This is a genomic window from Chitinophaga sp. (assembly GCF_036566945.1).
Classification (GTDB): Bacteria; Bacteroidota; Bacteroidia; order Chitinophagales; family Chitinophagaceae; genus Chitinophaga.
On the sequence record NZ_DATCVJ010000412.1, the window covers coordinates 1 to 16,279 of the forward strand.

At 43.5% G+C, this 16,279-nt stretch carries 19 protein-coding genes; 9 read left to right on the forward strand and 10 right to left on the reverse strand.

The window, feature by feature from the left end:
• The first annotated feature begins 2 nt into the window (after positions 1 to 2).
• From VIP81_RS12270 to VIP81_RS12285, 4 genes are all read left to right on the forward strand, one after another.
• A complete protein-coding gene (locus VIP81_RS12270) occupies positions 3 to 536 on the forward strand; it encodes a NifU family protein (protein ID WP_331960621.1) in 534 nt (177 codons plus the stop codon).
• A 150-nt stretch (positions 537 to 686) separates the two neighbouring features.
• Positions 687 to 2,381, forward strand: a complete 1,695-nt coding sequence (locus VIP81_RS12275; protein WP_331960624.1) for a PNGase F N-terminal domain-containing protein — start codon at positions 687 to 689, stop codon at positions 2,379 to 2,381.
• Positions 2,382 to 2,459: 78 nt separating this feature from the next.
• Positions 2,460 to 3,083 (forward strand): nicotinamide riboside transporter PnuC, encoded by a 624-nt coding sequence (gene pnuC / locus VIP81_RS12280; RefSeq protein WP_331960627.1) that lies wholly within the window; start codon positions 2,460 to 2,462, stop codon positions 3,081 to 3,083.
• A complete protein-coding gene (locus VIP81_RS12285) occupies positions 3,080 to 3,604 on the forward strand; it encodes an ATP-binding protein (protein ID WP_331960630.1) in 525 nt (174 codons plus the stop codon). The genes pnuC and VIP81_RS12285 overlap by 4 nt, the downstream gene beginning before the upstream one ends.
• Here VIP81_RS12285 and mtgA read toward each other — a convergent pair whose 3' ends face one another.
• Positions 3,605 to 4,321 carry a monofunctional biosynthetic peptidoglycan transglycosylase gene (gene mtgA / locus VIP81_RS12290; protein WP_331960633.1) on the reverse strand — a complete coding sequence of 239 codons (717 nt, stop codon included), beginning with the start codon at positions 4,319 to 4,321 and terminating at the stop codon, positions 3,605 to 3,607.
• A gap of 75 nt (positions 4,322 to 4,396) precedes the next feature.
• Between mtgA and VIP81_RS12295 the strand changes: the two genes are divergently transcribed.
• Positions 4,397 to 5,014, forward strand: a complete 618-nt coding sequence (locus VIP81_RS12295) for an L-threonylcarbamoyladenylate synthase (protein ID WP_331960636.1) — start codon at positions 4,397 to 4,399, stop codon at positions 5,012 to 5,014.
• A 13-nt stretch (positions 5,015 to 5,027) separates the two neighbouring features.
• Positions 5,028 to 5,324 (forward strand): hypothetical protein, encoded by a 297-nt coding sequence (locus VIP81_RS12300; RefSeq protein WP_331960639.1) that lies wholly within the window; start codon positions 5,028 to 5,030, stop codon positions 5,322 to 5,324.
• Positions 5,325 to 5,512: 188 nt separating this feature from the next.
• Here the strand turns inward: VIP81_RS12300 and VIP81_RS12305 are convergent, their stop codons facing one another.
• The 3 genes from VIP81_RS12305 to polA form a co-directional block, all read right to left on the reverse strand.
• The gene (locus tag VIP81_RS12305) at positions 5,513 to 6,658 is read right to left on the reverse strand and encodes an aminopeptidase C (RefSeq protein WP_331960642.1); all 1,146 of its coding nucleotides are present in this window, start codon (positions 6,656 to 6,658) and stop codon (positions 5,513 to 5,515) included.
• 126 nt (positions 6,659 to 6,784) lie between these two features.
• A complete protein-coding gene (locus tag VIP81_RS12310; protein ID WP_331960645.1) occupies positions 6,785 to 7,309 on the reverse strand; it encodes a GNAT family N-acetyltransferase in 525 nt (174 codons plus the stop codon).
• 133 nt (positions 7,310 to 7,442) lie between these two features.
• Positions 7,443 to 10,259, reverse strand: coding sequence for a DNA polymerase I (polA, locus tag VIP81_RS12315; protein WP_331960647.1), 2,817 nt, complete (start codon positions 10,257 to 10,259; stop codon positions 7,443 to 7,445).
• A gap of 97 nt (positions 10,260 to 10,356) precedes the next feature.
• Here polA and VIP81_RS12320 point away from each other — a divergent pair, with 97 nt between their 5' ends.
• Entirely contained in the window at positions 10,357 to 10,686 is a 330-nt protein-coding gene (locus VIP81_RS12320) for an arsenate reductase family protein (RefSeq protein WP_331960650.1), read from the forward strand.
• A gap of 203 nt (positions 10,687 to 10,889) precedes the next feature.
• Here VIP81_RS12320 and VIP81_RS12325 read toward each other — a convergent pair whose 3' ends face one another.
• Entirely contained in the window at positions 10,890 to 11,984 is a 1,095-nt protein-coding gene (locus tag VIP81_RS12325) for a glycosyltransferase (protein ID WP_331960653.1), read from the reverse strand.
• 371 nt (positions 11,985 to 12,355) lie between these two features.
• Here VIP81_RS12325 and VIP81_RS12330 point away from each other — a divergent pair, with 371 nt between their 5' ends.
• Both VIP81_RS12330 and VIP81_RS12335 read left to right on the forward strand, forming a co-directional pair.
• A complete protein-coding gene (locus VIP81_RS12330; protein ID WP_089764628.1) occupies positions 12,356 to 12,604 on the forward strand; it encodes a hypothetical protein in 249 nt (82 codons plus the stop codon).
• A gap of 118 nt (positions 12,605 to 12,722) precedes the next feature.
• On the forward strand, positions 12,723 to 13,862 hold the full coding sequence (locus tag VIP81_RS12335; protein WP_331960664.1) for a formimidoylglutamase: 1,140 nt from the start codon (positions 12,723 to 12,725) through the stop codon (positions 13,860 to 13,862).
• 154 nt (positions 13,863 to 14,016) lie between these two features.
• Here VIP81_RS12335 and VIP81_RS12340 read toward each other — a convergent pair whose 3' ends face one another.
• The 5 genes from VIP81_RS12340 to VIP81_RS12360 all read right to left on the reverse strand — a co-directional run.
• The gene (locus VIP81_RS12340) at positions 14,017 to 14,418 is read right to left on the reverse strand and encodes a lysozyme inhibitor LprI family protein (RefSeq protein ID WP_331960667.1); all 402 of its coding nucleotides are present in this window, start codon (positions 14,416 to 14,418) and stop codon (positions 14,017 to 14,019) included.
• Positions 14,419 to 14,475: 57 nt separating this feature from the next.
• Positions 14,476 to 14,877 carry a lysozyme inhibitor LprI family protein gene (locus VIP81_RS12345; protein WP_331960670.1) on the reverse strand — a complete coding sequence of 134 codons (402 nt, stop codon included), beginning with the start codon at positions 14,875 to 14,877 and terminating at the stop codon, positions 14,476 to 14,478.
• Between the two features lie 4 nt (positions 14,878 to 14,881).
• Positions 14,882 to 15,685 carry a class I SAM-dependent methyltransferase gene (locus tag VIP81_RS12350; RefSeq protein WP_331960673.1) on the reverse strand — a complete coding sequence of 268 codons (804 nt, stop codon included), beginning with the start codon at positions 15,683 to 15,685 and terminating at the stop codon, positions 14,882 to 14,884.
• A 9-nt stretch (positions 15,686 to 15,694) separates the two neighbouring features.
• A complete protein-coding gene (locus tag VIP81_RS12355; protein ID WP_331960676.1) occupies positions 15,695 to 16,021 on the reverse strand; it encodes a helix-turn-helix transcriptional regulator in 327 nt (108 codons plus the stop codon).
• Positions 16,022 to 16,032: 11 nt separating this feature from the next.
• Positions 16,033 to 16,279, reverse strand: a 247-nt coding sequence (locus tag VIP81_RS12360) for a type II toxin-antitoxin system RelE/ParE family toxin (RefSeq protein WP_331960679.1), incomplete at its 5' end; no start/stop codon positions are given.

Sequence of the window (16,279 nt, forward strand, 5' to 3'; positions counted from 1 at the left end):
CCATGAAGTTTGTGGCAAACAAACTCCTGTATCCAGGTAAAAGCATTGATTTCCCGGATGAAGCCAGCGCCAAACCGTCTCCTTTAGCCATCGAGCTGTTTAGCTTCCCTTTCATAAGGGGCGTATTTATTATGGCTAACTTTATTACGCTTACCAAAACCAGCGAAACTGACTGGAACGATATAATTCCTACGGTAAAAGCCTTCCTGAAAGAATACCTGGAAGACTCCCGCCCTGTTATCAACGAAGATGAGGTAGTGATCACCAAAGACACTGCGAGCAACGAAGTGAGTGCAGATGACACGGATGTGGTAAAACGTATCAAGGAATTACTTGAAAACTATGTGAAACCAGCTGTAGAAATGGATGGCGGCGCCATTCAGTTCAAAGACTACGACAACGGCACGGTAACACTGATGTTGCAAGGTTCCTGCTCAGGCTGCCCCTCCTCCATGATTACGCTCAAAGCCGGCATTGAAGGCATGATGAAGCGTATGATTCCAGAAGTGAAGGAAGTTGTGGCAGAAGCAGAATAAGCCATAGTTGAGTGAATGATAGTGTTAAACGAAAGCACAGTCTTAATGGCTGTGCTTTTTTTTAGCTGTTAGCTATAAGCAGTTAGCCTTTAGCTAATACCCATCACGATTTTTTACTAAAAGCTAACTATTTAAAAGCCAACAGCTACAATGAGATTATTACTGGTATTTGCCAGCCTGGCCATTGCGATGCAGCCGGTACAGGCCCAAAGAAAGAAAAGCGTGGATAGCATGTCTGCCGTCATTACCTACGGTTTCGGCAGCAACGGGAAAACCATACCCGGCAATGAACTACAGTTGTTTATAGATCAGCAGCGCGCTCACATCGTTACAGGGCACGGCAAACAAAAAGAACAACAGTTTCTGCAATTAAAGGAACAAGCCACCCTGCAGGTATTAAGTCTTCCTAACGAAGAAGTATACACGCTGAAGAAAGCTTTTAGCGAATACCCTACTCCCGAACTCCTCCCCGATACAGCCATCATCCTCGGATATGTATGTAAGAAGGCAAAATTATTTATTCGTTCCAACACCATTGAGGTATGGTACACCAATGCCCTGCCATTGAAAGGAACGCCTAACATCACCATTGCGCCAGGTTTGGGCCTCGTACTCAAAATTGTACGCAACGGTAACAGTGAAACACTGGCAAAGAAAATAACCTGGCGTAAAATATCAGATGCCGAACTGGCCTGGCCTACCAATACAGGTACACTGGTAAATGATGCCGCCTACATGCGGCAGGTGATCGACAGCCGCTACACTACCCTGCCTGTGTTTAACCAGGAGCAAATCAGCTGGGGCAACAATCCGGCTAATCCCACCGGCGAACAGTTAAACCAAACCTATCACTATGCCGGCGGTACGGTGATACTTAAAAAAGTATCGCTGCCTGCAGTAAAGAAAGGAGAAACACTTTTCGCCGAGCTAACCCAATACTCCAATGGTGATGCATACGACAGAACCGGCTCTGTGTTTATGATCCCGGCAGATAAAGCCACCTCATTTTTAGATGGTCTGCAAAAGGGCGTACAGGCGTTGCCGTTATTTACCGCCAACAATGGCCACCCATATCATGGCATGGTGGCTACCGACAATTATTTACCTGCATTGGAAGTATTGCGTTTCTTCACGCCTTTCGGGGTAAGACAGTTCAATAACCAGGTGAAAATAGCAGGTTACAACTGGGCAGATTCCGTGATCTATAAACAGGATATTTCAGAGCTGCACAGCCGCCTCCAGGGCGATGTATGGCTGGGTGTATATATTGGCAACTATGATAAAGGTGGCCATAAAGTAAGCCTCAGCCTTAAATATTATCCAGGTGATCAGGAAGATGAAAACCACCAGGCCCCCAACTGGATATACCCGATCTTTAACACCACTAACCTGATGGAAATGGCCGGGCAGGAATATGCAACCCTGTTCGATAAAGACTCCCTGAAGGTGACGGTGAATATCCCGGAAGGATTGAAGAACGTACTGTTACGTTTCCTGACTACCGGCCATGGTGGCTGGGGTGGCGGTGATGAGTTCAATCCTAAGCAAAATGAAATTTTTGTAGACGGTAAACGGATCTATCATTTTATTCCATGGCGTACGGATTGTGCTACTTATCGTCTGTCTAATCCGGCTTCCGGCAACTTTGGCAATGGCTTATCTTCTTCTGATCTGAGTCGTTCCAACTGGTGTCCGGGTACGCTCACTTCACCGGTAATTATTTCGCTGCCAGACATCACACCAGGTGTGCATACCATACAGGTGGCTATTGCACAAGGCAAGCCGGAAGGGAGCAGCCAGAGTTTCTGGAATGTATCCGGCACATTGATCGGAGAAAAAAAATAGTTTTGTTGTCCGTAGTGGCTGCCGCCATCCCGTAGCCACTATGGACAACATCTGGGAAAATTTATCCACTTTCGCACCATGAACGATTTATACCAGGGCTTTTTAGAAGGTCTGCATCATATGGAATTACTGGAGGGAATAGCCGTATTCTTTGCTGTCTTGTCGGTCATCTTTCAAAAAAATAATAATATCCTGGTATATCCTACCGGTATTATCAGTACTGGTATTTACACGTATCTGATGTCGAGAGAGCATTTTAAGCTGTATGCCGATGCTACGTTGAATGCGTATTACCTCATCATGAGTGTGTATGGCTGGATTTATTGGGCAAAGAAAGGCCCTGCAGAACCGGCTACGCCTATTATGAGAAGTAGTCGCGGGGAATTGTCTACCGCCATTTTTATAGCGCTGGCAGGCTGGGGAATTTTCTATTTCCTGTTAAGCCGGTTTTCGGATTCCAATGTACCGGTGATGGATGCTTTTGTTTCAGCCAGTGCCTGCGCTGGTATGTGGTTGTTGGCAAAACGAAAACTGGAAAACTGGATACTCCTGAATATATCCAACCTGGTGGCCATACCCTTGCTGTTTTATAAGCATCTGTACCTGACAGCACTCCTTACCGTGTTTTTATTTATTATTGCCATATTCGGATATCTTGGCTGGAGAAGAATTGTGCAGCAAAGAGAAATTTCTCATTCATGAAGAAAGTAGTTGTTATTGGCCCTGAATCTACAGGCAAGAGTACCCTCAGCGAAAAGCTGGCAACACATTTTAATACAGTGTGGACGCCGGAGTATGCGCGTGAATATATCGACCAGCTGGATCGCCCTTACGGGCAACATGATCTGCTGGAAATAGCCGCCGGGCAGCTGGCGCTGGAACAGCAGCAAGCCATGAAGGCCAACAGGGTGCTTATTTGCGATACCGACCTGTATGTGATAAAGGTATGGAGTGAGCATAAATACGGCAATTGTGATCCCCGCATTTTAAAGCAGATCGCCAAACAACAATGTGATCTTTACCTGCTTACTTATATCGACCTGCCCTGGGAAGAAGATCCACAAAGAGAATACCCTGATCCGGGTATGCGATCTTATTTCTATAATATTTATAAAGAGATCGTACAGGCTTCCGGCGCGCGCTGGCAGGAAATCCGGGGTAGCTACGAAGAACGCGAAACCGTTGCCATTGCGGCAGTACAGCAATTACTGGATCGGCCCTGATTACTTCCTTCCGGTAACCAGTTCCATAATATCCGGATCTGGCGCCAGGTTGCGCATTTGTACCAGGATTTTACGCTGCCGGTAACTGGTGATTCTTGCCGGTGGATTAATCGTGTATTTAACAGGGTTAGGTAAACAAGCGGCTATCATGGCTGCTTCCTCGCGGTTAAGGCTGGCCGCACTTTTATTGTAATTAAGCTGAGAAGCTGCTTCCACACCAAATACACCTTCGCCCATTTCCGCTACGTTGAGGTATACTTCGAGAATACGTTGCTTGCCCCATATTTTTTCAATCATGAAAGTAAAGTATACTTCCAGCCCTTTTCTAAACCAGCTACGGCCTTGCCACAGGAATACATTCTTTGCTACCTGCTGACTAATGGTGCTGGCTCCTTTTATTTTTTTGCTCTGTTGGTTATGCTTCATAGCCTTTTCAATAGATTTGAAGTCAAAGCCATTGTGATCAGTAAAGAGCTGGTCTTCGCTGGCGATCACTGCGAGCTTGGCATGCTGTGATATTTCATCATAGCTCACCCATGTTTTTTGTAATTTTTTATCTGTTCCCCAGAGGCTAAACCAGCTGGAGATTTCGGTGAGGGTAATAGGCGGATTCACCCATTTCAACAGGATGATATAAACAAATTGTGCAACAATTAAAACCAGCAGTACTCTCTTCAATCTCCTCCACGTTCTTGGAACAAGGCCTTTTAAATTCATCGCGTAGGTTTAGAAAAATCGGGCCGAAAGGTAGGTTAAAAAGCTGAAAGTGAAACACAATCATTAACTTTATATATGCTATTAAACGTACACCCTGATAACCCGAATCCGCGCCATCTGAAAACAATTATAGAATGTTTGAAAGATGGAGGAATCATAATATATCCTACAGATACGGTATACGGTTTGGGCTGCGATATTACCCAACACAAAGCCATAGAACGTATTGCACGGATTAAACAGATAGACCCTAAAAAAGCGCACTTTTCTTTTATCTGTTATGACCTTAGTCATTTGTCTGACTACGCCAAAAGTGTAGATACGCCCATATTCAGAATGCTGAAAAAAGCATTGCCGGGTCCATATACTTTTATTTTGCCCGCCAGCCGGCTGGTCCCCAAGTTGTTGAAAACGAAGAAAGATACGGTAGGTATAAGGGTGCCAGATAATAACATTTGCCGTACGATTGTAAAAGAGCTGGGTAATCCACTGATGAGTACTACCCTGCCGATAGAAGATTATGTAGAAGAATATACAGATCCGGAAATCATTTACGAGAAGTTCGGTAACCAGGTAGATATTGTAATAGATGGTGGTCCTGGTGGCATGGCCTTTTCCACAGTGGTGGATTGTACGGGTGCAGAGCCGGTGTTGATCCGGGAAGGCATTGGTAGTTTTGAAGAAATATCCTGATAAAATATTTTTTATGAGAAGGAGATGGTGGGTATTCGTGGCAGGTATCGTGTTGGGCTGCAAAGTTGCCGGCGCACAAACTTTTGCACTGAAGCCGGTGAAGCTATTGTCAGCGGCTAAAACCATTTATACGCCCCCTGCTCCCCCACCCGTTTACCCCGTTTATATGATGGCGCCGGATACTTATTACCGGCAACACTTCGGTTTTTTCTGCAAACAGGAATGGACCTGGCAAAAGCATACCGGGTTGCCTGTAAAACTCCGTTTAGGCAGCTACTCTTACACACAACAGCTGGAAGGAAAACATTAAAATCTTTTACTATATTGATGTTGACCGGTAATGATTGACAATATCAACTAAATATATTTGCTTTTGGCAAGGATGTTTAATTAGCTGTTAGCTATTAGCTTTTAGCTTTTAGCAAATGCAGCGGATGATAATAGTGTATTGATCTTCGCTGCATTTGCTAAAAGCTAAAAGCTAATGGCTAAATGCTATTATTTGATTCCCAGTTTCTTTGCAACATCTGCAGGTAAAGCTTTTTTGTTTACCATGAAGCAGGTGGTTTTATATGCGAAGTAAGGTTCGGAAGCGTAGAAATATCCCTGGCCAGGATTGTCTGTACCCCAGGAGTTTTTCACACGGAAGTATTTATTGCCGTTCTGATCTTTTGCCAGACCTACAATGTGCATACCGTGATCATCCTGTGTTTCGAAGTTGTCGAACGCCTGCTGACGCAGTTCAGGAGTGATGTTTTTTTCTTTACCTGGTACCAGGAAAGCGTTTCTTCTTTCTTCAGCAGACATGTCGGTCCAATCCTTTTCAGGAACGATCGCCAGACCATCTTTAAAGTTGAAGCCTTTTTCACTTACATCAGCAGCCCATGCAATGGAGTAACCATTCATGATGGCATTTTCAGCGATGTTGGTAAAGTCAGTCAGGTTTACGTTGTATACTTTCTCCCAATTCCAGTTGTCTGGTACTTCCAGTACAAACTGTGAGTTATATGGGTGATGTGTAAAAGACGAAATCAGTACATAATCATCTGCATTGATGCCCAGTTCTTTTGCAAAAGACTGCGGCGTGTAGCTTTTACCGTTATACTGGAATTTTTCAGGTGCTTCTCCCATATATGCATTCAGTACACCATCAAATGCTTTGCTCCAGTCAGGATTGATCGTACCGGTAGCATTGCCTATTTTATTGGCCATACCTTCCAGCAGACTTTCCATTTCGGCATGGTTATACATTTTGTCTTTGTTGCCATCATATACGCTCTGTGGAACCAGGCCGTATTCGCGGAGGCACAACAAATCATCAGGGAATCCACCACCTTCACCGAAGTTGGCTTTACCATGCATACGTACATAGTTCGCAGCTTTCAACGGATACATTTTACGTACCACGTACATTTCGCTGAGGTTCAGGCCTTTGTTTTTGCCGGTACGGAGTACTTCTGATTCAAAAAAAGACAAGCCGGAGAAGGACCAGCAAGTACCAGTACGTCCCTGGTTCTGTACATCACCTGCATCCAGATTCTTTAAAACAGTGAACTGGTATTTGCTCCCCTCTACATTGGTACTGTTTTGTGCAAATACTCCTATGCTGCAAAGCATGGCTGCACACATCATCCATTTCTTCATGGTGTATAATGATTGATTTTTAAAACAAGGACCAAAAGTAAGGGAAAGCAGGTATTTGACTTGTAAAAGATGGATGAACGGAGCTTGCTACAGCTATTGAGTTAACATTGTTCTACAGAATTACAGTTATTTATCCTGGTACTGATCCCGGGTAATCTCCCATTCCCAGAGATCTTCTCCTTCTTTATTTTTTATAGTACCCACAAATCGCATCCCTGCTTTTTGTAATATTTTAACGGAAGCATTATACTCTTCCTCTGTGTGCGCAATCACACGCTTTACGTATGAATGCCCAAAGGCAAAGCTAATCAGGGCTACGGCCATTTCTGTACCCAGTCCTTTTTCCCGGTAATCTGCGGTTATTTCATAACCCATTTCTACCAGCCCTTCTTCATTGGGCTTGCCTTTAAATCCGCCTGCACCAATCAGGCGTTTATCGGCGCGATGTAATACCAGGTAAAAGAACCAGCCTAACATGGCGGGATCATTGCGTAACTTATCATATGCTACCAGGACCATCTCCGGATATTCCGTCCATCCATCCTGAATAGAAATGCCAAGCAAGTCGGCCAAATGATCGTTGCCCTGTAATAGCAATTCGAAATGCTCTAGTGAGCACGGCAACAATTGTAGTCGAGGTGTTTGGATCATATTTGAAAACTAGTAAACTGTTTTGGGAAATACAAGTGGAAAAGCTTTTAGCTTTTAGCCGTTAGCTTTTAGTAAATGCAGCGAAGACCGACTGCATCAGCTAAAAGCTAAAAACTAACCACTAAAAGCTTTATCAATGCGCTTCCAGCCAGTTATTACCAATGCCCATTTCCGCCTCTACGGGAACAGACAGTGGCATGGCATTGCGCATAAGATCTAATATAAGGGGTTTAATAATCTCTAATTCGGACCGATGTGCATCAAACACCAATTCATCATGCACCTGCAGGAGCATACGCGATTTAAGGTTTTGCTCCTTAAATGCTTTATGGATGGATATCATGGCCAGCTTAATCATATCGGCAGCAGTACCCTGAATAGGCATATTGATGGCATTTCTTTCTGCGAAGCCACGCACGACTGCGTTGGAAGAGTTGATATCTTTCAACCATCTTTTCCTGCCCAGCAGTGTTTGTACATATCCGTTTTCCTGCGCAAATTTTATCTGGTCTTCCATGTATTGCTTGATAGATGGATATTGCGCAAAATAATTATCGATTAGCATTTTGGCCTCAGCCCGTGGGATACCCAGGTTTTCAGATAACCCAAAGGCACTCACGCCGTAGATAATACCGAAGTTTACACTTTTCGCATTGCGGCGCATATCAGACGTAACAGCGTCCAGTTCTACGTTGTATACTTTAGCGGCAGTAGCGGTATGAATATCTATTCCGTTTCTGAAGGCGGCCGACATTTCCTTGTCTTCACTGATGGCTGCAATAATGCGGAGTTCTATCTGAGAATAATCCGCAGATAATAACACATACTCTTCATTGCGCGGAATGAAAGCCTTGCGTATTTCACGGCCCCTGTCTGTACGGATAGGAATGTTCTGCAGGTTCGGATTGTTTGAACTCAAACGACCTGTCACAGCTACTGCCTGATTATAGGAAGTGTGTACCCGGTTGGTTCGTTTATTCAGCAATAACGGCAATGAATCTACGTAGGTGGACTTGAGTTTGCTCAGCTCACGGAAAATGAGGATATCTTCTACTATTTTATGTTTGTTGGAAAGCTTTTGCAATACATCTTCGCCGGTAGCATATTGACCTGTACGCGTTTTCTTAGCTTTAGGGTCGAGTTGTAATTTTTCAAACAACACCTCTCCCAACTGCTTGGGGGATGCCAGTTTGAAACGTACGCCTGCCTGTTCGTATACACTTTCTTCCGCCCGTTTGATTTCTTTCTCCAGCTCTTTCGAATAGTCAGCCAGTGCCAGGGTATCAATGGCAATACCTTCATACTCCATGTCTGTGAGCACGCGCACGAGCGGATTTTCTATCTCGTAGAACACTTTGTCCACCGCTTTTTCAGGCAGCATGGGCAAAAATTTTTCTTTCAGTTGCAGGGTAACATCTGCATCTTCCGCAGCATATTCTTTGATTTTTTCAATTTCCACATCCCGCATGTTGCCCTGGCCTTTCCCTTTTTTACCAATGAGCGATTCAATGGAAACCGGCTCGTAGCCCAGGTATTGCGCGCTGAGTACATCCATGCTCCTGCGACCTTCCGGTTCAATCAGGTAATGGGCCAGCATGGTATCAAATACGGCGGTGGTAATATCCACACCATACCATTTCAGGATCAGCATATCATATTTCACGTTCTGTCCTACCAGGATAATGCTCTTATGCTGAAACAGTGGCAAAAATTCGTGAATGATGGCACGGGCAGCGGTATTGTCTGCCGGCAAAGGCAAATAGTAGGCTTCTCCCTTTTTAAAGGCGAAGCTCATTCCCACAATTTCCGCTTCGTTGGCATCGGTACCGGTAGTTTCCGTGTCAAAAGAAACCTCCGGCTGCTGCAGCAATTGTTGTAACAGCGTCGTTCTTTTTTCCAGGGTATCCACCACTTCATACAGATGTGGTGTATTGTGAATGTTTTTATCTGCCATCAGGATGTTATTGGATTCAGCGATTTCCGTAACAACCGTAATTTCTTCTGTAACGATGGCAGTTCCGAACAGGTCTGTTTGTACCACTTTTGGTTTGGCATCCGGACTGGCGTTACCGCCAAATCCGTCACCCAGGATTCTTTTACCAAGGGTTTTAAATTCCAGTTCCGTAAATATACTGGTGAGCTTTTCTTTATCGCCCTCTTTGATGCAGAAATCTTCTTCATGAAAACTAACCGGTACATCCGTGATAATAGTGGCCAGTTCTTTAGACATAATCGCATTGTCGCGACCAGCCTTGATCTTCTCGCCCATTTTTCCACCAATAGTGTCCGCATTCTCCAGTACATTTTCAAGGGAATGATATTGTGCGAGCAGTTTCATGGCGGTTTTTTCACCGATACCGGCAATACCAGGAATGTTGTCCACCGCATCTCCCATGAGTCCTAAAATATCAATTACCTGGTGTACATCCTTGATCTGCCATTTCTCACAAATTTCCTTAGGCCCCATGATTTCTTCCTTGTTGCCCATGTACGGCGGTTTGTAGATAAAGATATTATCTCTTACCAGCTGTCCATAATCTTTATCCGGGGTAACCATGTATACCGTATAACCCGCATCAGCGGCCTGCCAGGCCAGGGTGCCTATTACGTCATCCGCTTCATAGCCATCCAGTTCTACTACCGGAATATTAAACCCTTCTATGATGCGTTTAATGTCTGGTAATGCATCCAGCAGATCTTCCGGTGCATCCTGACGGTTGGCTTTATAATCGGTATAAGTAGTATGACGCTCGGTAGGCGCGTGCGTGTCAAACGCTACGGCCATATGAGTAGGCTTTTCTTTATTGATGAGATCCAGTAAAGTAGTGGTAAAACCAAACTGCGCATTGGTATTTCGACCCGCACTGGTGATGCGGGGATTCCTGATCAGGGCGTAATAAGCCCTGTAAATCAGTGCCATGGCGTCCAGTAAAAATAATTTCTTTTCCATCGCTAAACCTACAAGATTTAATTTGAATCTGCAAAATTAAGATAGTACCACAATATACGGTGAGGGTGTAACTTTAGTGTTGAAAAAAAAGTAAGGAATGAATAAAATTTATCATTTGTCGACCTGTAGTACCTGTAAAAAAATACTGGAAGAAACCGATGCAAAAGCACGTGGGTTTATTTTACAGGATATTAAAAAAGAAAAAATTACGCCGGCGCAACTGGATGAAATGCATGCCCTTTCCGGTAGCTATGAGTCGCTGTTTAGCCGCAGATCCCAGCAGTATCGGCCTATGGGATTGCATGAAAAAGAGTTAAAGGAATCGGATTACCGGGATCTTATTTTACAGGAATATTCTTTTCTGAAACGTCCGGTGGCCATCGCAGGCGATAAGATCTATACGGGTGCCGATGTAAAAAATATTTAAAGAAGGATGAGACTCCCGATACTTTATTCTTTACAACGTCAATACTACCGCAGCAGGAATAGCGAATTTTGAATTTGCATCACCGCATGGCGATGTTGATAGTGTTACAAAAACGTTTGAAGTATTGAATGATATCATCCTTATGCCAACTAACCGGAGGGCTGTCTGTTTTATTACAGGCAGCCTCTTGTAGTTAAGAAAGGTTACAGGGATTGTATAAATTGTTGTACCACCTGTTTGTACTGGTGCATATCCTGGTCGTGATGAAATGACCGGAATGGGAAGCGGGAAGCTTCTTCCAGTGCGGTTTTCAAATTGAATTGTTCCTGTGGCAGCGAATAAAAATATCCTTTTTCCATCAGGTATTCTCCCAGGTATACCTGTTCTGATTGTCCGGGAGTGGGAATAAGAATTGCTTTTTTATTCAGCTTAGCCAGGTCCATCAGGGTAGTATAGCCGGAGCGGCTTAAAACCATGTCGGAGGCCAGCATTGCATCATTTAGTTCGCTGGCATTCAGGTGATTAATTTGTGTAACGCCAGGAGCTACCTGTTCATTTTGCGGTGTGCCGGGTTTACCACTTACGATTAGTGCTGTGATTTGCAGCGACTTAATCTGATCGAGGATGAGCTTTTCCAGGTTAGATCGTTGTGGCTCGGGGCCGGAGATCAGTACCAGCAGATCATATTTCTTTTCCACATTGGGTTTGGGCTCAAATCGGCTGAGACAACCAATATAGGTAGTATGTGGTGGTAATTTGGCCGGGTGGGCCAGTTCGCCGGAAAGATTATTGTCGCCGGCAAAGTCCGGGATCCAGCAGGCGCTATATTTGTTAATGAAACGATAATTTATTTTTTGCAGTGTCCGCTCTATCCAACCACCAAAAGGTGTTTTTATCAGGAGTTGATGGGTGATAAAAACGGTGGGGATTTTTTTATGGTATAATCCAAAGCGATTGTCTGAAATAACTGCATTTATTTGATACTCAGCTACTATCTTCTTCAACCATCGTTGTTCATACTTCACGGACCGGTATATTTTGGGAATTTGCTGCATAATTTTAAGCCCAAAAAACTGTCCTTTTTGTGCATATTGGATGCGATAGCCAGGCAGTGGAAGTATGGTCAGTTGCGGGAATTCCTGTTGTAATAGGGCGGCATGCTTTCCTTCGGCGGCAATAAAAACCTGACAACCTGCGTTTAGCATTTCATGGATCAGGGGAATATCCCGGGTGGCGTGGCCAAGGCCCCAATCCAGGGGAATTATAAGAATTTTTCGGTCGGCTATAATTGTGGACAAATAATTTAATATTTTTTACGAATTTAGCTTAAATTACAAATGGGCATTGTTAAGAAAAGGTAAACTCTTTTAGACAGGTTTTTAAATAACAGCTAAGTATATTAAACAACAGTATGAAAAGTATAAAATGGATCGTAGTCATTTTTCTTTGTGGAAGTTTAGCGATGGAGGGTTGTAAAGTTTTTAAGAAAAACGATTGCGGTTGTCCTACCATGAATAAAAAACGAATGCACTGATATCGATCGATCTGTTTGACGACTAACGAAGACTTTAGCAACAACTGACAACTAACAATTTTTGCCTTATCTTTTTGAACTATCCTTAGATACCTGGCCAAACAATATTTCGGGGAACAGTCAAATTTTTTATTCATGAAACCTGTAGATAGAGATTTATTAATCTTGCTACATGAAGATAGGTACACGGAGCAGCAGATACAATCTGCGGTGAGACAAATCAGCGAAATGCTTTCGTTGATTGAGACGATGGATTATCTCTGTGCAGTTATGGAAGTTATGGATTGTAACAAGAGTCGTATTACCAGCAAACGATCTGTGCTGGAAAAAGCAATTTCACGTAAGTCGCATAAGCCTTTCGAATTTATTATTCACAAGAACTAGTAGCTTTATCTCTACAAAATTCCCGTTATAGTAGCTTTGACCCGCTGCCTTATCTGTCCGATTTGCTTTTTTTTAAATTCTTGTTGTAAGTTCGCCATCAATTAAATCTAATTTACTGATGGCAGATTTTGCGCACCTGCAGGATTTTCTACATCCTGTTTCCAAGGCATTTCTCAACGATGACCAGGAGTATGATCCATTCCAGGTTGGCGGTGTGATTGACGTGTACGAAGATGATCACCAGCCGGACCTTGATGCCGCTGATATTATTTTGCTAGGTGTAGGAGAAGAAAGAGGAAGCTTGTCCGGCAAAACAAATACGGGTGGTCCTGATGCCATACGCCGGGAATTTTACCGGTTGTATAACTGGCATCGTGATATTAAGCTGGCAGATGTGGGCAACCTCTTGTCAGGCGCCTTTCTCGCCGATGCGTATGCTGCCATGAAAACCGTGGTGGCAGAATTATTAGCTGCTAATAAGACCGTAATTATTTTGGGTGGGTCACACGACCTCACCTATCCGCAATATAAAGCCTATGCTTCCCAGCAATTAATTATTGAGGCTACCGTAGCAGATGCATTGATAGATCTTAAAGAAGACTCCAATGTACGCAGTGAACGGTTTTTAATGGACATACTTACAGAACAGCCCAACTACCTGCGGCATTACAATCATCTCGGCTTTCAAAGTTATTTCGTACATCCGCGGATGTTAGAAACGCTGGATAAACTGCGCTTCGATTGTTTTAGATTGGGTCGTATCCGGGAAAATATGGAAGAAGCAGAACCAGTGCTGCGGCATTCAGATTTATTCAGTCTGGATATAAACATCATCCGGCATACAGATGCTCCTGCCAACCAACTTTCTCCGAATGGATTTAGTGGAGAAGAAGCCTGTTCACTGGCCAGATACGCCGGTATGAGCAGCCGCCTCTCCTCTTTCGGTATTTATGGTTACCGGCCGGAAAAAGATAAAGAGCAACTCACTGCCCGGCAAATAGCACAAATGCTATGGTATTTCATGGATGGCCGCGCCGTAAAAAATAAGGAAGCCTTACTGGATGACCGGGATGCTTTCTGGGAATTTCATATAGCCTTCTCCGATATAGAAACTGTTTTTCTGAAAAGCAAAAAAACAGGTCGCTGGTGGATGCAGTTACCCGACAGAGAATTTGTTCCCTGTGCGTATAATGACTATCTCCTGGCTAGTAATAATGAAATGCCGGAACGCTGGTTGCGGCATCAGGAGCGACTTTGAGAGGGGCAGCATAAAGCAAAAAGCATAAAGCAAAAAGCATAAAGCAAAAAAGCGTAAAGCAAAAAGCTATTGAAGCGAATGATGGGTGCGAATAGCTAAGCTATCAGCTTCGTTCATTCGCTTCAATAGCTTTTTGCTTTACGCTTTCAGCTCCTCAAATATCTAACAACCGCACCAGCCGTGCTTTTAGAAAAGCTGCTTTATTGTCGGTGGATATCATATCATCGTCCAGCCCTTCCATGGTGCGTTTATGCATCTTTTCCACGCGTTCATCTATCTTCTTAAAATATTCTTCTTTCTTTTCTTCCCAGGCCCCCTGTTCCATTTGCAATTGTTGTTGCCGGCCGCCAGTGAGATTGGAATAGAGATGTTGCAGTGTATTATTCAGTAAGCTATCCAGTTGCTTATAATAGATAACGGCACAGTTATACATATTTTGGCTATTGCCAAGACATTGCTGGTAGTGGGTTTCAAGTGTGTCGAGCGCTGATTGTTTTGTTTGTGAATACGCTTTGGTGCACAGAAAAACCAAAAGGAATAGGATCAGGTTTCGCATAGGCCGCTGTGTGAACGGCAAATATACGAAAATTAACATTTATAAAAATGATAATATTTAATTAGCTTGTTTATCACCGATAGACCCGGTGCAGACATCCCCCTGTGGCAAACCATTTAGCCATACTCTCAGGGCCTCCGTGCGTTGATGCGTGAGTTCTGTCAGGTAATTGGCTTTGCACATAGGAAACACGCTGCCATAACTTTTCGAAGCCGCTGGATACATCGCCTTTACCTGTGCATCCCGGAATTGTATCCAGATACGCTGTGCATCTTTCAGGTTCTGCGTAAACGTTTTATTCGGTGCGTAATCCTTCAGAATAAGCTGATAAATTTCATTCAGCTTTTTGTCTGCGTCCTTGTATTCCTGAGCAGCCTGTTTATTTAGTTCAGATTGTGACTGCGAAAAAGCAGTCGTACCACCAGTCATCAGTAAAAGAAAAACAAAAAGAGATTTCATGTAATTAAGGTTTGAAGAATTTTAATGCATATACCATCGGTAGTTTTCCTTCCATTCCCCTGATATAAAAACGCCCTTCTTTTTCGACTGTGTTATTAAAACAATTATAGGGAGAATAATCAAACTCCTGAAACACTTGTAGCTGCAACCCCTGGCCGGTTAATGTGGTGATGATTTCACTCATCGGATGATTCCAGGAATAGGATTTATTTTGAATGTTGCTGCCAGGGTCTGTATAAGTACCTGCTGTTTCTTCTATAATCGTTTCTGTGTTAAAATAATCGTAGGTGATGGTGGTAAACTGATCATCCATCATCCAGAGCACCGGGTGAAAATCTACCATAATAAAATCGCCCCCGGGCTTCAGAAAGTGATTCACTACGGCGGCCCACTTATCCAGGTCTGGCAACCAGCCAATAGTACCGTAAGACGTGAATACGCGGTCAAATTTGGCGTTTAAATGTGCCGGCGCACTGTACAAATCACAGCAAATAAACTGTGCATTGTGTTGTAGGTTTAGCTGGCTGTTTAATTTATTGGCCTCGTCTATCGCTGCATCGGAAAGATCAATGCCGGTGATCTTCGCCCCCATTCTGGCCAGCGATAAGGTATCCTGTCCAAAATGACATTGCAAATGCAGGATCTCCTGTCTCATTACATCTCCCAGCAAAGCCAGTTCTATTTCTTTCAACGATGTTTTGCCACTGAGAAATCCAGGTACATCGTAGAAGTCTGATGTAACATGAACGGCTGTACGTTTATTCCATAGCTCTTTGTTCGTAGAAAGATAGTCTGTTGATATTTCCATCATGCGGATTTATATGAAAAGATACTCTTCATTTTCCATTTGTACCTTGAAAGTTACTTTTGCTTTCAGGGCATTGAATACTTTTAAAATGGTATCCAACCGGGCGCTGGTGGTGTTGTTTTCCAGTTTGGATATCTGCGCTTTTTGCACGCCTACCAGACTGCCTAATTGCTCCTGCGTGAGGTGCTGTGTTTCACGGGCTTTTTTGATGATATCGCCGAGGAGGTCCATCTGCAGGTCGAATTCAAATTTATCTCTGGAAATAGAGCTTGCCGGGCCTATGTGTTTATCCAGTTGTTCTTCCAGTGTAAAGGTTTTCAGTGGTTTTTTTTTCATCATTTTGCGGTTTAGTACTTACTTTGAAAATAACGGAGTCTTATTTTTATTGCGCGATTGATTTCTTTCTTTGGGATTTTATCTTGTTTTTTAACAAATCCATGTGTGGCAATCACCAATGTCTGATCCGTTCTTGTATGGTCCCAGAAGGCCAGGATTCTATATTGAATGCCTCCATAGTGTGTCCTGAACTCCCATATATCATCCCGCACTTTCTTTAATAATTCAGGATCAGTAGTAAAGGTGCTTTTATATATG

What these genes read in the sequence shown, in the direction of transcription:
- VIP81_RS12345 (WP_331960670.1), bottom strand. Translation starts at nt 14,877, where the DNA reads ATGAAATCTCTTTTTGTTTTTCTTTTACTGATGACTGGTGGTACGACT.
- VIP81_RS12320 (WP_331960650.1), top strand. Translation starts at nt 10,357, where the DNA reads ATGAATAAAATTTATCATTTGTCGACCTGTAGTACCTGTAAAAAAATA.
- VIP81_RS12335 (WP_331960664.1), top strand. Translation starts at nt 12,723, where the DNA reads ATGGCAGATTTTGCGCACCTGCAGGATTTTCTACATCCTGTTTCCAAG.
- VIP81_RS12300 (WP_331960639.1), top strand. Translation starts at nt 5,028, where the DNA reads ATGAGAAGGAGATGGTGGGTATTCGTGGCAGGTATCGTGTTGGGCTGC.
- VIP81_RS12285 (WP_331960630.1), top strand. Translation starts at nt 3,080, where the DNA reads ATGAAGAAAGTAGTTGTTATTGGCCCTGAATCTACAGGCAAGAGTACC.
- VIP81_RS12355 (WP_331960676.1), bottom strand. Translation starts at nt 16,021, where the DNA reads ATGAAAAAAAAACCACTGAAAACCTTTACACTGGAAGAACAACTGGAT.
- VIP81_RS12275 (WP_331960624.1), top strand. Translation starts at nt 687, where the DNA reads ATGAGATTATTACTGGTATTTGCCAGCCTGGCCATTGCGATGCAGCCG.
- VIP81_RS12295 (WP_331960636.1), top strand. Translation starts at nt 4,397, where the DNA reads ATGCTATTAAACGTACACCCTGATAACCCGAATCCGCGCCATCTGAAA.
- VIP81_RS12340 (WP_331960667.1), bottom strand. Translation starts at nt 14,418, where the DNA reads ATGCGAAACCTGATCCTATTCCTTTTGGTTTTTCTGTGCACCAAAGCG.
- VIP81_RS12270 (WP_331960621.1), top strand. Translation starts at nt 3, where the DNA reads ATGAAGTTTGTGGCAAACAAACTCCTGTATCCAGGTAAAAGCATTGAT.
- VIP81_RS12310 (WP_331960645.1), bottom strand. Translation starts at nt 7,309, where the DNA reads ATGATCCAAACACCTCGACTACAATTGTTGCCGTGCTCACTAGAGCAT.
- VIP81_RS12330 (WP_089764628.1), top strand. Translation starts at nt 12,356, where the DNA reads ATGAAACCTGTAGATAGAGATTTATTAATCTTGCTACATGAAGATAGG.
- VIP81_RS12350 (WP_331960673.1), bottom strand. Translation starts at nt 15,685, where the DNA reads ATGGAAATATCAACAGACTATCTTTCTACGAACAAAGAGCTATGGAAT.
- VIP81_RS12305 (WP_331960642.1), bottom strand. Translation starts at nt 6,658, where the DNA reads ATGAAGAAATGGATGATGTGTGCAGCCATGCTTTGCAGCATAGGAGTA.
- pnuC (WP_331960627.1), top strand. Translation starts at nt 2,460, where the DNA reads ATGAACGATTTATACCAGGGCTTTTTAGAAGGTCTGCATCATATGGAA.
- polA (WP_331960647.1), bottom strand. Translation starts at nt 10,259, where the DNA reads ATGGAAAAGAAATTATTTTTACTGGACGCCATGGCACTGATTTACAGG.
- mtgA (WP_331960633.1), bottom strand. Translation starts at nt 4,321, where the DNA reads ATGAATTTAAAAGGCCTTGTTCCAAGAACGTGGAGGAGATTGAAGAGA.